A 14,146-nucleotide genomic window follows, 5' to 3' on the forward strand; every position below is an offset into this window, starting at 1 on the left:
CGAATCACACGCTGCTCCTTTTCTCCTTCCCAAGGAACGATAACCATGGAATGGATCCTGTTCACTGTGCTTGCCGCTTCGAGCCAAGCATGGAGAAACGCCTTTCAAAGCCGCTTAAGTCAAACCTTGAACGTTTCAGGGGTAACACTTGCGCGTTTTCTTTGGGCAAGCCCTCTTGCCCTAATCTATTTGTTCTGTCTATACCAATACCAAGATGCCCCAATGCCAACCTTCACTGGGCATTCTTACTTCTTTCTGGCAGGCGCTTCTATTACGCAGATCGTCGCCACAGGTTTAATGGTGGTACTGTTTAAGCAGCGTAACTTTGCAATTGGTGCTGGGCTGGCAAAAAGTGAAGCTCCTGTTTCAGCGCTGTTAGGAATGCTGTTTTTTGGTACTTCGTTAACACTACTCGGTTGGGTTGGCGTCGCTTTTGGTATGGTCGCGGTATTTCTGCTGAGTTGTGCCAATGGTGTTCGTAGTGTATCTCTAAAGACGGCTTCAATCGGCCTCGCTTGTAGCACCGCTTTCGCTCTCACTTCACTATGGATCCGTGAGGCGAGCTTGAGCCTTAACTTGCCATTCCCACACAGTGCTGCGTGGGTGTTGTTCATGGTAATTCTGACGCAAACCCTACTGCTATTAACGTATTTGCTTTTAAAAGACCGCAATACATTGAAGCTGATGTTCACCAAACCCAAATTAGTGATCATGACCAGTATCGCGAGCTTTGTCGGTTCACTTGGTTGGTTTAGCGCAATGTCGCTGCAGGCAGTGCCTTATGTCAAAACACTCGGGCAAATCGAAGTGTTTTTTACCATGCTCATTTCGATATTCTGGCTGAAAGAGCCGGTTAAGAATAAAGACATGCTTGCCCTATTCTTTATCGCGATTGCGGCCATCTTGGTGATGTGGCAATAGTTGATTGGTGTTGCTACAAATGATCACCCTCATCCAATGTAAGCTACTGGATTCAACGACTAGGAGCCATTAGCATAGTCCTGTTTTAGTTATGAGCGAAGAGTAATGGAAAAGATCTACCTAGCAGGTGGCTGCTTATGGGGAGTCCAAGAGTTTATCAAGTACGTACCCGGTGTTGTTGATACTAAAGCTGGGCGTGCCAATGGCAAGAGTGCGACAACTCAAGGCGATTACGATGGTTATGCTGAATGTGTAGAAGTGACTTTTAACCCGGCAGAAGTCTCTTTAGAAACGCTAATACATCACCTTTTCGAGATTATCGACCCATACAGTGTGAACAAGCAGGGAAATGACGTTGGCGAGAAGTACCGAACCGGTATTTATAGTGAACAGCCGAACCATATTGCGCAAGCCAAGCAAATCATTGCAGCTAGAAATGATGCCGACCGAATTGCTCTAGAGATTTTGCCTTTGACAAATTTTGTCCTAAGTGACGACATCCACCAGCACCATTTGTCACTTCACCCAGAGAATCACCACTTATGTCATATTCCTTGGGATCTGCTGCATAAGTACAAAGTGAAATAGAAACCCACTTTTGCTTTCTTCGTACCACTTTGACTTAAGCCAAAGCATCCTTCTAACCGTGGAACAAGCGCAAGTAGTCATCTAGCTAGCTTGCGCTCGATGTAACATAAAACCCCAAAAGGCACAGCAAGAATTCTCAAATTGAGAATTCTTGGGGGAGTTTTCCTGTCAAAACAAAATATAAAATTTATATAAAACACAAAATAATTGCCGCTTTATTAGCCTGATTTTAAATAGTTTCAACTAGTCGCACATGGTTGTGATCGTTTTGAACCCTTGAATCCATAAACTCAATCGCCAATACTTTTTCCTAATTTGATTGTCAATTTGACATATCATTTTTTGCTGTAATTTTCGGATTTGGAATTGTGTGAATGACTAAAACTATTTTGACAGCCACTCTGATGGCGATTTCACTCAATGCGGTTTCAACTGAATTCCCTTCTGCAGGCACCGCATTTATCCTTCCAGGACAACACGAATCTACAACCAATCACAATGGTGTTGAGCTGACAGCTCACGAGTTAATTGATTGGGAGTTGAGCAACAGTGATATTGTATTCGGCTCTTATGGTGAACCCTCCGACAACGCCCGCAGTAATACATTGGGTTACATGTACAACCAAAAACTAGAGATCAACTCAAGTTGGATTGAAGACGAACTTAGAAACTACGCTGAAGCCAACGCCCTAAACTACGAAGATTTCTTCCTACACTTCTCGGAAGACACTGTGATTGCGGAGGTTGATTCTACGCACGGTGAGAACACCATCCTCAACCGAAAGCCTATGATTGTTGGATACACAGTCGATCAATCGCACGCGGGGTTTTGGCTCTATCAACAGCCACCTTGGGATGCTGACGTGTTCGAGCACTCTGATAACAATGGTGCCCTCTACATCTATCACTCCGAACCGTTTGACCGCTTAACGCTGGAATTCTCTCAGTTGGCTACTGGCGGAAGCTTCTCCATTGAGTATCCAAATGCTATCGACCAGCGCGGTCAAGCTACCCAATGGCAAACTATTTCAATCAAGAAAGATAAGAGCCTGAACATGACCAAGAACCAAGCGGTAATTTGGAACATGCCGGATGATTGGAAGCGCGCAACCACGCACGATGGCAGCGGTGCCAGCTACGGCGGTGGGCAGTATTTTGGCTCTGAATACCTTCGTGATGGTGGCCGACTCTATGTAGTACGCATTCGATGGAATGAGCCAGAGCACAGGCCGCGTCTAAAAGAAGTAATACTTAAAAACTCTTTCCCAACGGTGAAGCTTACCGACGCAGCAGAAACGACGTCAGATGGGCGAACAGTAGAGAAGTGGAGAAAAATCAGAGGCTTTGATCACTCGGCAGACATCAACAACGACAACTATCTATCAAACTCTGAATACAAAGCTCGTACAAACAAAAATGCAACTGCGCGTTTTCGCTGGGAATCTCGGGTTATCCCTTTCGGCCGCATGTGGAATCAGTCTTCATCTTGGGCATTAACAAATTTAGCTAACAACGACTATCAAGAGGCTATGTCAGCTTACTACGCTGTAAATTGGGTAGAACAAGGCTTAAATGGGGCTTACAACGATGACACTAATAAGCTATTGGGCAGTAATCAATTCTTCGTTTATTCCGGGGGTAACATTACCGAGCTGCAAGCGATAGCGGGCTCTGACGAAGCAGACTCTCTATACAAAAACCACTTCTCGTCGTTCCTAAACAGACTTGCAACCGAACAACCTGGAACACTTGTTGGTTTGAATATCGGGACGGCAAATCTGTATGGCCGAAATGGGCAATCTCATCTCATCGATGCAGGCTCTTTGTATCTGCGCGAGCACTACCTCTTCCCCACTACTGGCTTCAGTGGGTATGCTGGAATATCTAAATTCTGGGATAACTCAGCGTTAACTCAGTCTGGTAATAGCGTCATTTTCCAGGCCACGACACGATATGGTAGAGTTCAATATTTTGGGAATACGCAAGAAAACTGGCAACAAGACCAGTATTCAGCTCTTGCCATCTACTACCTTAATCATCACACGGATCGCAGCTACTTTAATCAGTGGAATAGCAGCTATCTGTACGGGAGTCATAACACCACCAGTAGCAATTACTACACCAGTGGCATTGCTCAAAACATTGCCTACCAACCTACTTCATTATTGAAGGTGGACATAGGTGCGCCTTCAGGGGAAATCCCGAGCAATCACAATGCAATCCCACTCATGCTATCAACGTCGACGCCTTATGCTGCGGATTACACAATTGTTGGTGATAGTGCGATGACCGAGTTAGTTCATCAAGATTTGCCCAATGGTATGGCTGATGTGATGCCTACCCATACTTACTTCGCTTACCAATCGGAGAATCAAGTCGTCAATGGCGGACCAGAAGAGATGGTTCTCGCACGTCAGTTTGAAAAAGGTTTAGTGCTGTATCGAACCGACTTTCATGGCCGAAATGTGAGTTATTTTTCAGAACCTTTGATTACGATTCAGTTGGGTAAGCAGATGAGACCTGTAGATCCTAACGGTAACCTCGGAGATCCAGTCACCGAAGTTCAAATTGGAGGATACCAAGGCCTAATATTGGTCAACGCAGAGTAAGCAGCGAATGCCAGATGTCGCACCCTAAAATTCGCACAAATAGAAAAGCCTCTTGCTATATAGAATCAAGAGGCTTTTTCTTTAGTCATTGTGCCGTGCTTACCGTTAGCTACTCGTCATCAAGCAAATTTCTATCAAAACCTAGTCATCAAACAGTAAGTTGATCGCGACAGAGAGCATGACAAGACCAGCAATTGGCGCGATAACACCAATCGCAGAACGCTCGATGTAAGGTAGGTTCTCGGCAATCAGCAAGCCCCATTCTGGCTCTGGTGGCTTCGCTCCCAAGCCGATAAAGCTCAAAGACGTTAAACTCAACGTAATAACGGGCAGTCTTAACAGTGCATGCCTTATCAGTGGCGGCAAAACATAAGGGAGCAAATAATAGCGCAATACACGCAGACGGCTGGTTCCCCAAACAGGAGCCAAATGCGTATACGGCTGAGCCTTTGCTTCTAAAACCAAGCTTGAACAGTGCGCAGCTAAAGGTGCCCAAGACACTAACACGATAGCAATCAAGGCACTGTTTGGGTTCATCCCAGTTAAACCGGCCACCAAAAGACCTGCCACGATATAAGGCACCGCCTTGGTGATCTCGATAAGACCTTGGCTGTAGCGAGTCACAAATCCAAGCAATAAGCCGATCACTAGGCTTAGGAAGGTCGCCAGTATTCCCATTTTCATGGTTGAGAACATCCCTCCTCCCACTCTCGCAAGCAGATCTCGACCTACAGCATCAGCACCAAATGGAGCTGCAAGACTCGGTGAGGCTAATCGAGGAAATTGGATGAGGTAAGGGTCACGGATCAGCGCCCAACCGGCACAACCAATAAGCAGAGTGAAGATAGTTAAACTGGCATTTCTTTTTATGCGACTCTGGGTGAAGCGAAACGTGCTGTGACTGCTGATCAACTTACCGCTAGTAGCGCTGTGCCCGAGTAAAGCCCGCTGGATCATGATGCTAACGCTACTGATCAGAATCGAGAATGCGAGCAATACCAATAGACCACCTTGAAGCAGTGGAAGGTCTTGCGACTTAGCCGCGCCCAGAATTAAGCGACCAATACCAGGAATCGAAAAGATCTGCTCAACTGCCACCGCACCGCCAGTCAAACCAATCACAATCATGGCAAGTTGCGGGATAAGGTTGCTAAGTGCTCGCCACAAGGCAAACCTCAAGATCTGGAATTTGCTGATGTTTGCCGAAAGCCAAGTGATAACCCAAGGTTCATCAAGAACCCGAATCAAACTGTCGTTCAATAGTCGGCTAAATAAGCCACTTGCAGGTAAAGCGAGCGCTAGTGTCGGTAACCAGAGGTTTTGGGTGCTGGTCCAACCGTAAGGTGGAAGCCAACCTAGCCAAATTGCGAAAACCAAGATAAGTAATGACGCAATCACATACTCAGGAAGCGACACCAACACAGAGCTTAAGCTGTTGTGTTGATTATCAAGCTTGTTTTGTTGCCAACGATGAATGGTGAACAAGACACTGATAAGGCAGAACACTAACGTCATAGTCAGTGCACAAGCCATCAAAAACAGTGACGTTTTCGCCGTAGATTGAACACTCTGCATAACAGGTGAACCATCTACCCAAGAGACACCTAAATCGCCTTGCGCAGCCAACACCAACCAGTCCCACAATCGTTCTGTAGCAGAACGGTCTAACTGCAAGTCAGCACGAATCGCTTGCAGTGCTTCAGCCGTCATTAACTGCTGAGCACCAGCTCGTGCACGTAAGATCGCCTGACTTGGGTCAATCCCAGCTATATCGGGCATTAGCCCCACTAAAACCACCACCACGCTCAGTGAAGCTAAGCGTGACAGCCATGGCATACAAGCGCCCCAATTGAGGCGCATGTTGGCAACAAGTGACATTGCGTTAGTTCACCTCAGTAAACTGGTCGATAAGACGACGTTCACGTGGATCACGCTGTGCATTTTTCACTTTTTCGCTTTCGCCTTGAATCACACGCTCGTGCAATAGAGGAATCGCAGCGTATTGACCCAGAATCAAGTTTTCAGCTTCAATGATCGCTTGCTGACGCAATTCACCTAGAGGTTGACGGTCAGCATGGTCTAGTGCAGCATCCACTTCTTCAGAACAGAACTGACCTAAGTTAAATGAACCGTCACAACTGAAGTCACTCTGCATGTAAGCAACTGGGTCACCCGAATCTAGAACCGTCGCTCGCGATAGAATGAAGGCATCAAACTTACCTGCAAGTGCGTCGTTTTCAATTTGAGCATATTCACGAACGTCTAGCTCAACCACAAAACCTGCCGCTTCTAGTTGCTGCTTTAGAAGTACTGCTACTTCCGGCAGTTCAGCACGGTCGGTAAAGGTACCAATCGTGATCTTCTCGCCGTTAGCTTGACGAATTTCCATGGTTTCCATACGTGGATTCTTGTCACGTACTGGTTGTGCCCAAGCCAGTGCTGGCCCTAAAAGACCTTTAGCAAGATCAGCATGGTTTTCGTAAACCGTTTCAATGATCTGCTCGCGATTCACCGCTTGACCTGCCGCTTTACGCAGAGCAAATTGGCTAAACACTTCAGACTGATTATTTAGATATAGCGTGTTTGTACGAGGCATCGCAACTTCATGTAGTTGAGATTGATCCATCATTGCGATTTGAGAAACCGGTACCGCTTCTACTACGTCCGCTTCACCAGTACGCAGAGCCGCCGCACGCGCGAAACCGTTAGGCACGTATTCCGCCAAGATGTTTTCAACTTTAGCTTTCTCGCCCCAGTAGCCATCAAAGCGTGTCAGTCTCGCGCTCGTTGTGCCGTTGATTTCTGTCAGGATAAATGGACCAGTACCCGCTTTAATTGAGTTCACGCGACCATCTTCTTGGTAAGCAGCTGTCGATAGAATAGAAAGCTGTGGACTTGATAGACGGCTTGGCAGAAGTGGATCATTAAACGTTGTTTTTATCTGAACCTTAAAGTCATCAATCGCCTCAACTTGCCATTCAATACCATCAAGGATACGTGGCTTTGGCGCTGCATCTAGCGCTTTTTGAAGAGAGTTAACGACAACCGCAGCGTTGAGATCTGAGCCGTCATGGAACTTAACGCCTTCACGTACGTTGAAAGTCCAAGTCATTGGGTCAACTTGTTCCCACTCGGTTGCTAGCATAGGTTCCGCCACCGATTGGTCACTTAGGTTTACCAATGTTTCAGCCGTGCTCCAACGAGACAGTTTGAATGCGTCGTCAGATAGAGGTGAAAGGCCTGTTCTTGGCGGTTGCATCATCGCAACACGAATTTCTGCTGATTTATCAACAGGTGCCGCCGCTTGTTCAGCGTCTTGTTTCTTCTCTTCAGAATCGAAACAACCTGTTAGCAATGTGCTTAGAGCTAGCGCTACTGCTAACTTTGGCGTATTAAGGTGCATACGAGACCTCTCCAATGGTTTTTGTGTATTCATGATTCGTTTTTTGCGCACTCAATAAAGCTCGAGTGGTCATATGTTTGGGTTGCTTCATCACTTGCTTAGCTTCGCCATATTCAGCGACTTGGCCTTTGTCGAGCACTAAGATCTCATCACACAATGCTTCGGCTGCATTCAAGTCGTGAGTCACCAAGATCAGTCGCATTTGGCGTCGCTGCTGGATCGATACAAACAAGTCTAGGACCTGCTGTCGACTCACTGGATCTAAGCTACTGGTGGGCTCATCAGCCACCAGCACACAAGGTTCTACAATCAGAGCGCGAGCAATTGCGACTCTTTGTGCTTGGCCAACGGAGAGCTGTCTTGATGGACGAGCTAATAGTGACTCGTTAAGTCCAACATCTCTGAGTGCCTTTTCAATTTTTTGCTCTTTATTGTCAGTAAGCCCCATGCTGATAAGTGGCTCCAATAACAACTGCTCCACCGTGTAATAAGGGTTCAAGCTCGATTGCGGCTCTTGTGGAATAAGCTGGATATGCTGGCACAATGCTCTGCGCTGTTTCTCTGAACTTGATGAGAGCGGTTGCCCACAGATATACACCTCACCCGACGTAGGTCGTCGTAAACTGAAAAGCAACTCAATCAAAGTAGACTTACCGGCGCCTGATGGCCCGACAATCGCCAAGTTCTGAGTTTCGATACTCAGTTCAAGTTGATCGAGCGCTTTGAATGGTTTCCCTCCAAGCCATGCAGGCTTCGAGTAATAATGTACATTCACATTTTCAAAACGAACTTGTGCGGACATAGGTTGAGTGTGATTGGGCATAAAGGACTCCGACTCTGAACTACGGAAGCAGTTGAGCCAGTTGTTGGCAGAACTCGTGCTTGCTTGAGGTAATCGCCTCTTTCGGAGTACCGTAAGCCACCATGGTACCCTCAGCAATCACCAACAGCTTGTCGCAAGCGAGCGCTGCAGATAAGTCGTGAGTAATCAACATTCCGCCGATATTTCTTTGCTGAATGCTGTTTCTAAATAGAGTAAGGATCTCTGACTCGGTAATTGGGTCAAGCGCACTGGTTGGCTCATCGGCAATAAGCAGATTCGCTCGACCAAGCAGAGCAATAGCAATACAAATACGTTGTCTTTGACCACCAGACAGTTGACTTGGATGCTGCTTTAAAGCCATGTCAGCGTCACTGAAACCGAGTTGGTCAAGCAGTGTGGATACGGTTGCTTTGTGAGTCGAGTTGAGACGCGTTTTGTTGCCCGTTAAGGCTAAACTAAGCTGTTGCTCGACTGAAGCCAATGGGTTCAGAGCTTGTAACGCGTCTTGAAAAATCACCGCAGGTCTTTGAGCCGCTTCTCTTTGCAGCATCGCTTGCGTGCTGACTTCCTCGCCATTAATCAAGATATCTCCATTGGCGAAGACATCCTTAGGTAAGAAACCGGCTACGGCCTTAGACAGCATAGACTTACCAATCCCAGACGGTCCCATAACGGCAAGCACTTCACCCTCAGCAAGAGTAAAAGAGATATTGCGAAAAAAAGACTGATGAGAATCTGAGATTTGAAGTTGATTTACAGCGAGTATTGGTTGTGTGTTCACGACAGCTTGGCTTGTAATGGTATAACATAACAATACTACCATGAGGGTTTGGTTAAGAAAACATCCCGTAAGGGTTAAATCTGACTGTTTTTTGGTTTTCGAGAATAAAGGGCAAGCTCACCTGCCCTTAATTAGTTGGGAATTTCAATACTATGAGATAAACACGTTTGATTTATAAATATGAAGCTATAAACACTTTTCTCGCACTTGCTGGATCGATGGATATAAGAAAACAAACCGTCCAACATAAAAGAGCGTAAAGGCTAGCCATAAACCATGGTTTCCCCACTGTGGCACAGCTAAAAGCTGAACCACTAAAAACACCAGCAGCGTTATAAAGCTTGAGTTCCTTACCGGTTTCGTTGTGCTTGTCCCCGTAAAAATGCCATAGAAAGTCAACCCGTACCCCGCGACCAATGGGAATACGAGTAACCAAGGACTCATTTCAAGATACAGGGTGTTCAGTTCCGGTAGCGTGGTGAATAGCATGACGATTTGCTCTTTAAACACCAGAGTTAAAAGCGTCAGTACTACAACAAATGCCGCCGTCCACTGAGTGTTTAACTTAATCACACTATCAAGCAACTTCGGATTTTTCTGCCCTACCGCTTTACCAGCAAACACACTCGAGGCATTAGCAACACCGTCGAACATATAGCTAACAATGAAAGTCACTTGCATCAATATCGCATTCGTTGCCAACACGTCTGGACCAAGCTGAGAACCAACGCGCGCCATCATATTGAAGAAAACCAAAATACAAATCGTACGTAACAACAGATCCATATTCGAAGACATGATCACTTTCAGATCTTTCTTGGACATTTTGGCTGTAGATAGATGCTCGAACAGCGAAAATTTACATGTCTTAAGAACAAAACCAACACCGATAGCAAATGTAGTAACTTGTGCAATTAGAGTAGCAACTGCGACGCCTGCTATCCCCATATCAAAATAGAGTACGAATACGATATCCAAGACGATATTGAGTACGTTACCAAACACTTGCGTAAATAGTGTTTCTTTGGCTTTGGCCTGCCCCATTAACCAACCGATGATGGTGTAGTTCAACAGTACAAATGGAGCGCCATAAATCATGATGTCAAAATAGATCTTCGCATTTTCACCCACAGCGGCATCTGGGGAGATGATCCATTCTGCGCCCTTCCAAATCAGTGACTGCAACGCTATGAAAATTAATCCAACACACAAAGCCAGTACAAATGGGCGAAACAGACTACTCGCCTGCTCTAAGTGACTGTTTCGTCCCAGTGCAATGGCACTCTGACCCGTTGTGCTGACACGGAAAAAGCCGAACAACCAATACAAGGTGTTCATGATGACGGTGCCGATCGCGACGCCTCCAATCAGCTCAGCGACACCGAGTTTGCCAATAACGGCAGTATCTACCGCTCCAAGCAAAGGTTGCGTAACAGTCGAGACAATGAAGGGAAAAGCAATCTTAAAGTAATCTTTATGAGTCAGATTCATTAGGGTTTAACTCGGAACAGTGGTGAGTTGAAGTCAAAAAAAGAGCCTCCGTAGATTCGAGGCTCTTGCTTTCTCTAATTGAGAGTCACATTCATCAAGGTAACACAGTCAAGAAAGGCGGATATTTACCTTAATCAAGAAATCTCCCAGATGATAAAGTTAATGATAATTAATATCAATTATTAATATTGTCTGACATGTTTTTCTAGCGCATCAAGCCTTAGGTAGCTTTAACTGGTAAATCTTCTCTGCTTTAGTCCCTAATAACCAGAAACTCACCGCGAGAATCGCAAAGAACAAGGCTTTGTGCATACCTTCCCAGAGGTACTCAAAGAAACGGCTATAAAGATTCAAGAAGATGAACACCAAAGCGACACCTTTAGTCATATCATCATGGTGCTTCAATCCGAGATAGAGTGCCGCAAGCGAAACCACCAAAAGTAGCACCGACCAATACAGAATCGAGATCTGCTCTATATCCAACCAAATACTGAAATCAGCATGGTTTCCGAATATCGAGAGCAGCCAAAGGGAAAAGAAGAAATAGAGCAAGCCAACAAATTTGGTCACACTCTCAAATTCCATCGCTGCCCTGATCCTTGGTAAAACGTAGAGGCTCGCCACCAGCAAAAGCCCACCAAACAATGCAAAGCGCAGCGGGTAATTCATACCTAGATAGTAGCCATCACTCTGCACCTGATAGGAATGGAAACCAAACCACGCACCTAACGTCATCAGGGCGAATATCCAGACCGTTTGAGAAGACAGCCAGAGCCCAATCAAACCATAAATCGCTGAGGCTAGTAGAATCAGTGGTGCTAGGTTCTCTGTCTCTATGACCTTTCCAAGGAAAAAGATCGACAGCGCGGTGCTTATCATTCCGAGAACGAACAGCGCCTCATTGGCCAAGACTTTACTTGGGTAGAGTTTCTTTCTGCGAATACCGAACACGTAAAAGCCAACAGCTCCCGCTAAGAAGAACAGACTCTTTGCTAGTTCTGGCGCAGTGAAGATGCTTTTGAACAGCTCTATCAACCACTCATCAAACACAAAGGATAAGGTTGCCAATACAACGCATGTCACCGCAATAGTAAACGAGTAACGAGCAATCTGAGTCCAATCGAAAGCCGAAACTTCGAAGGTGCTCGTCAGCTTGTCATGCTCTTCTTGTGTTAAAACACCTTGGGACTGCCACTCATCGAGCGCATTACCAATGATTCTGCGTTCCTTCTTAGACACTTTCATGTCTACCTCTCTTAAAACCGATATTCACGAGTGAGAACTTTCTGTTTCTAACTCTATTATGGCTTAAGAGTAACATGGAGTTTCCGTCTCCGTAGATCAGACACGGATAAATTCATGGTTTTTAAGATCTTTAAGGGTTATGAAATCATACTTGCACTCGAATGGGTGCTAAGAGATGAAGCAATTGAAGGCAGAAATACGAAGATAAATAAAGCACGCAAATGCATGTTTTAAGAGAGTGCTTACTGATAAATAAATCAGACAAATGAGCAACCCTACTCATGAGAGAAAAGGAAGAAAAATCCTCATGAGCAGGGCTTATTTGTATTACTTCTCTAGCTTGGTGAAGTAGTCAAATAGTACTGGAACGTCGTTTTGACCTAGACCTGCATCAACTGCAGCTTGTAGGCTCTTAGACGTACCTTCAGCGATTAGAGACTCTGTACCTAGGTCTGAAACCATCTCTAGGAAATAACCAAGATCTTTGTTCGCGTTTGCTACAGAGAAACCTAGCTTCTCTTCGCCATCTACTGCGTAGAACTTACAGAACTGCATGAATGGAGAGTTAGATGGACCTGCAGACATGATGTCAAACAGCTGTTGACCATCAACGCCAGCCAGTTTTGCAACAGCGAATGCTTGAGACATTGTTGCTACAGTCGTCATACCCATGAAGTTATTTACAAGCTTAGTTACGTGACCTGAACCTAGAGCACCTAGGTGGAATACGTTTTCGCCTTGCTCATCAAGAACAGGTTTAACTTTGTTGAATGTTTCGATGTCGCCTGCAGCCATGATGTTTAGTAGGCCATCTTTAGCGTGAGCTGGTGTACGACCTAGAGGTGCGTCAATCATACCAGCGCCTTTCGCTGCAAGGTCTTCGCCAATCTTACGCGTTGAAGCTGGGATAGAAGTACCGAAGTCAATCAGTGTTGCACCCTCTTTGATACCCGCTAGGATACCTTCATCACCGTATACCACTTTTTCTACAACAGCAGACGTTGTAAGACATAGCATTACGATGTCGCTGTTTTCTGCAAGTTCTTTGCCAGAAGTTGCTTCTTTTGCACCACGAGCTACACAAGCTGCAACCGCTTCTTTGTTAAGATCCATAACGTTTAGCTCATAACCACGTTTTTGTAGGTTCTCAACCATGTTGCCGCCCATAAGACCAAGGCCAATGAAACCAATGACAGGTTTTGTCATAACTAACTCCTAAACTCAAGTAATGTGTTATTGTATGATTATATTATATTGGTGCAAAACCTATTGTGCAATGACCTTGAGTTAGAATCTGTGATCAGCTAGACGTATTAGGCTTATCATGGGGTATAAATCAGACAATATGTCAGTTAATAGTCAGACTAATTGCTACTTTTGGCAATAAAGTCTAATTACGTGTTGGTTTGATCTCTTTCTTCTTCTCTTTCTGTTAGTTTTAATTCTCACACTAAACACAACAGACAATAACAATGAAAAAGATCTCTTTATTACTCGCTTCAATCGTTCTTGTTGCGAGTGGAACAGCAGCGGCTGACCAGTTGGAAGATATCCAAGAGTCAGGCACGCTAAGAGTGGGCACTACTGGTGACTACAAACCTTTCTCTTACTTCGATGGAAAAAGCTATTCAGGCTACGACATCGACGTCGCCCAACATATAGCGGAACAACTGGGTGTTGAGCTCAAACTAGTTCGTACAACTTGGAAAGATCTGCTCACAGACTTAGACGAAGATAAGTACGACATCGCAATGGGTGGCATCACTCGTAAGATGCAACGTCAACTTGCTGCAGAACAAACCCAAGGTTACATGACTTTTGGTAAGTGCTTTCTGGTCGCCAAAGGTACTGCCGAGAAATTCAATACTATAGACAAAGTTAATCAACCTTCGGTCAAAGTTGGCGTCAACATTGGTGGAACCAACGAAGCGTTCGCAGATAAACATCTGCAACAGGCAAGCTTTACTCGTTATGAAAACAATCTCGATGTACCGAAAGCGGTCGCGACAGGCAAAGTCGATGTCATGGTGACAGAAACACCAGAAGGCTTGTTCTATCAAGTCACCGATGATCGCTTAGAAGCGGCGCGTTGTGAGACACCATTTACTAATAGCCAATTCGGTTACTTAATTCCAAAAGGTGAGCAGCGCCTACTGAACACGGTCAACTTCATTATGGATGAGATGAAGCTCAAGGGTGTTGAAGATGAGCTATTACAGAAGAACTCTTTAAAATAGTCTCTTCTTCTATCTCAACAATTAAAACGCCGACTCAATAGAGTCGGC

General features: G+C 45.3%; 11 protein-coding genes. 4 read left to right on the forward strand and 7 right to left on the reverse strand.

Going from position 1 to position 14,146, the window contains the following annotated elements; genetic code table 11:
• The first annotated feature begins 45 nt into the window (after nucleotides 1-45).
• The 3 genes from VFDL14_RS20350 to VFDL14_RS20340 all read left to right on the forward strand — a co-directional run bounded on the left by VFDL14_RS20350 (nucleotide 46) and on the right by VFDL14_RS20340 (nucleotide 4,118).
• Nucleotides 46-921, forward strand: a complete 876-nt coding sequence (locus VFDL14_RS20350) for a multidrug transporter (RefSeq protein WP_032549186.1) — start codon at nucleotides 46-48, stop codon at nucleotides 919-921.
• 105 nt (nucleotides 922-1,026) lie between these two features.
• Nucleotides 1,027-1,509, forward strand: a complete 483-nt coding sequence (locus VFDL14_RS20345; protein WP_032549187.1) for a peptide-methionine (S)-S-oxide reductase — start codon at nucleotides 1,027-1,029, stop codon at nucleotides 1,507-1,509.
• 374 nt (nucleotides 1,510-1,883) lie between these two features.
• Nucleotides 1,884-4,118 (forward strand): hypothetical protein, encoded by a 2,235-nt coding sequence (locus VFDL14_RS20340; protein WP_032549188.1) that lies wholly within the window; start codon nucleotides 1,884-1,886, stop codon nucleotides 4,116-4,118.
• Between the two features lie 141 nt (nucleotides 4,119-4,259).
• Here the strand turns inward: VFDL14_RS20340 and VFDL14_RS20335 are convergent, their stop codons facing one another.
• From VFDL14_RS20335 to VFDL14_RS20305, 7 genes are all read right to left on the reverse strand, one after another.
• Entirely contained in the window at nucleotides 4,260-5,996 is a 1,737-nt protein-coding gene (locus tag VFDL14_RS20335; protein WP_050487307.1) for an ABC transporter permease subunit, read from the reverse strand.
• A 4-nt stretch (nucleotides 5,997-6,000) separates the two neighbouring features.
• On the reverse strand, nucleotides 6,001-7,521 hold the full coding sequence (locus tag VFDL14_RS20330; protein ID WP_032549189.1) for an ABC transporter substrate-binding protein: 1,521 nt from the start codon (nucleotides 7,519-7,521) through the stop codon (nucleotides 6,001-6,003).
• Nucleotides 7,511-8,344, reverse strand: a complete 834-nt coding sequence (locus tag VFDL14_RS20325; protein WP_032549191.1) for an ABC transporter ATP-binding protein — start codon at nucleotides 8,342-8,344, stop codon at nucleotides 7,511-7,513. The genes VFDL14_RS20330 and VFDL14_RS20325 overlap by 11 nt, the downstream gene beginning before the upstream one ends.
• Nucleotides 8,345-8,363: 19 nt before the next feature.
• On the reverse strand, nucleotides 8,364-9,125 hold the full coding sequence (locus VFDL14_RS20320) for an ABC transporter ATP-binding protein (RefSeq protein WP_032549721.1): 762 nt from the start codon (nucleotides 9,123-9,125) through the stop codon (nucleotides 8,364-8,366).
• A gap of 186 nt (nucleotides 9,126-9,311) precedes the next feature.
• Nucleotides 9,312-10,616, reverse strand: a complete 1,305-nt coding sequence (locus VFDL14_RS20315; protein WP_032549192.1) for an MATE family efflux transporter — start codon at nucleotides 10,614-10,616, stop codon at nucleotides 9,312-9,314.
• Between the two features lie 213 nt (nucleotides 10,617-10,829).
• Nucleotides 10,830-11,861, reverse strand: a complete 1,032-nt coding sequence (locus tag VFDL14_RS20310) for a hypothetical protein (protein ID WP_032549193.1) — start codon at nucleotides 11,859-11,861, stop codon at nucleotides 10,830-10,832.
• Nucleotides 11,862-12,188: 327 nt separating this feature from the next.
• Complete coding sequence (locus VFDL14_RS20305; RefSeq protein ID WP_032549194.1) at nucleotides 12,189-13,067, reverse strand: NAD(P)-dependent oxidoreductase; 879 nt, start codon at nucleotides 13,065-13,067, stop codon at nucleotides 12,189-12,191.
• 266 nt (nucleotides 13,068-13,333) lie between these two features.
• Here VFDL14_RS20305 and VFDL14_RS20300 point away from each other — a divergent pair, with 266 nt between their 5' ends.
• Nucleotides 13,334-14,098, forward strand: coding sequence for a transporter substrate-binding domain-containing protein (locus tag VFDL14_RS20300; RefSeq protein WP_032549195.1), 765 nt, complete (start codon nucleotides 13,334-13,336; stop codon nucleotides 14,096-14,098).
• Nucleotides 14,099-14,146: the final 48 nt, after the last annotated feature.

It is taken from the genome of Vibrio fortis, assembly GCF_000695685.1.
Taxonomy (GTDB): domain Bacteria; phylum Pseudomonadota; class Gammaproteobacteria; order Enterobacterales; family Vibrionaceae; genus Vibrio; species Vibrio fortis_A.

What these genes read in the sequence shown, in the direction of transcription:
- VFDL14_RS20340 (WP_032549188.1), top strand. Translation starts at nt 1,884, where the DNA reads ATGACTAAAACTATTTTGACAGCCACTCTGATGGCGATTTCACTCAAT.
- VFDL14_RS20305 (WP_032549194.1), bottom strand. Translation starts at nt 13,067, where the DNA reads ATGACAAAACCTGTCATTGGTTTCATTGGCCTTGGTCTTATGGGCGGC.
- VFDL14_RS20350 (WP_032549186.1), top strand. Translation starts at nt 46, where the DNA reads ATGGAATGGATCCTGTTCACTGTGCTTGCCGCTTCGAGCCAAGCATGG.
- VFDL14_RS20300 (WP_032549195.1), top strand. Translation starts at nt 13,334, where the DNA reads ATGAAAAAGATCTCTTTATTACTCGCTTCAATCGTTCTTGTTGCGAGT.
- VFDL14_RS20315 (WP_032549192.1), bottom strand. Translation starts at nt 10,616, where the DNA reads ATGAATCTGACTCATAAAGATTACTTTAAGATTGCTTTTCCCTTCATT.
- VFDL14_RS20325 (WP_032549191.1), bottom strand. Translation starts at nt 8,344, where the DNA reads ATGCCCAATCACACTCAACCTATGTCCGCACAAGTTCGTTTTGAAAAT.
- VFDL14_RS20310 (WP_032549193.1), bottom strand. Translation starts at nt 11,861, where the DNA reads ATGAAAGTGTCTAAGAAGGAACGCAGAATCATTGGTAATGCGCTCGAT.
- VFDL14_RS20330 (WP_032549189.1), bottom strand. Translation starts at nt 7,521, where the DNA reads ATGCACCTTAATACGCCAAAGTTAGCAGTAGCGCTAGCTCTAAGCACA.
- VFDL14_RS20335 (WP_050487307.1), bottom strand. Translation starts at nt 5,996, where the DNA reads ATGTCACTTGTTGCCAACATGCGCCTCAATTGGGGCGCTTGTATGCCA.
- VFDL14_RS20345 (WP_032549187.1), top strand. Translation starts at nt 1,027, where the DNA reads ATGGAAAAGATCTACCTAGCAGGTGGCTGCTTATGGGGAGTCCAAGAG.